2 protein-coding genes are annotated in these 797 nt (G+C 60.5%); both read right to left on the bottom strand.

Annotated features, from left to right (window positions below):
• Positions 1 to 207 (bottom strand): hypothetical protein (locus EOA22_RS38370; protein WP_206521542.1); only part of this gene is annotated, 207 nt, incomplete at its 3' end.
• Positions 208 to 363: 156 nt separating this feature from the next.
• Positions 364 to 606 (bottom strand): hypothetical protein, encoded by a 243-nt coding sequence (locus tag EOA22_RS38365; RefSeq protein ID WP_063170743.1) that lies wholly within the window; start codon positions 604 to 606, stop codon positions 364 to 366.
• Positions 607 to 797: the final 191 nt, after the last annotated feature.

Below are 797 nucleotides of genomic sequence, written 5' to 3'. Positions count from 1 at the left end.
GCCGAACTGGAGCCGAAACCCTCGCAGCCAGATACAGCCGAGGAAGCCGAGGCCTTCAACGTTGCCGCCGAGTGACCGCAATGGGTCGGAGCCGCCACGCGGCTCCGACTTGCCTTTCGAGAATTTTCCGGCCGCGCCAATGACGCGGCCGGACACCTCGACAGCACAAGGTTTTGCAAGCGGTGGAACCCAGAACGTCCCTGACACGAATGTCTCCCCGGCGTGCCATCGCCCACGTGAGGTGCCTGTGCGGATGCGTCCCATTCCCGGCAATGCCTCACCATGCGCAGAAGTCAGCGTAGTTGGATCGTTCGGCGATGCGGCGGAGGATCGGGCGTGATGAAATGTTCTTGGCTATCGACCTCAACCGGGCTCGCATCCAGTCGACTGAAACGCGAAATCGTCACGATGGTTGGCGGCTTGGAAGCCGCTGCGTTCAGCAATCAGTCGGTCGTCTTCGGTGCCACCCGAAACTCGATGGCGGGTCAGTCCAAAGATGAAGGAAATCGGCCGTTCCTTTTTCATCCGTTGGAGGACGGGCCGTATACTCTGGCGTTTGGCCCAGTTCTTTGACAGGACGGAGAAGCGCCACAGCACGGACGACATCAGCTGTGACAGATCGCAGCCTGGTGGCGGTTCCTTCCGCTAATTCCAAGCTACGCCCACGGCGTCCTCGAATGGATTGGGTCTGACCGAAGACCGACTTCGCTGCACTCAGTCTCGATCGTCTTCCCGCAACGACGCCACTGCGTTTTCTTCCCCTGTCCGCTGCGCGTCCATTCCTCGCGGTTCAAGAA

It is taken from the genome of Mesorhizobium sp. M7A.F.Ca.US.014.04.1.1 (assembly GCF_003998745.1).
Classification (GTDB): Bacteria; Pseudomonadota; Alphaproteobacteria; order Rhizobiales; family Rhizobiaceae; genus Mesorhizobium; species Mesorhizobium ciceri.
The sequence above is the reverse complement of the archived record's forward strand: the minus strand, read 5'-3'. Positions and strand labels throughout refer to the sequence as shown.

What these genes read in the sequence shown, in the direction of transcription:
- EOA22_RS38365 (WP_063170743.1), bottom strand. Translation starts at nt 606, where the DNA reads ATGTCGTCCGTGCTGTGGCGCTTCTCCGTCCTGTCAAAGAACTGGGCC.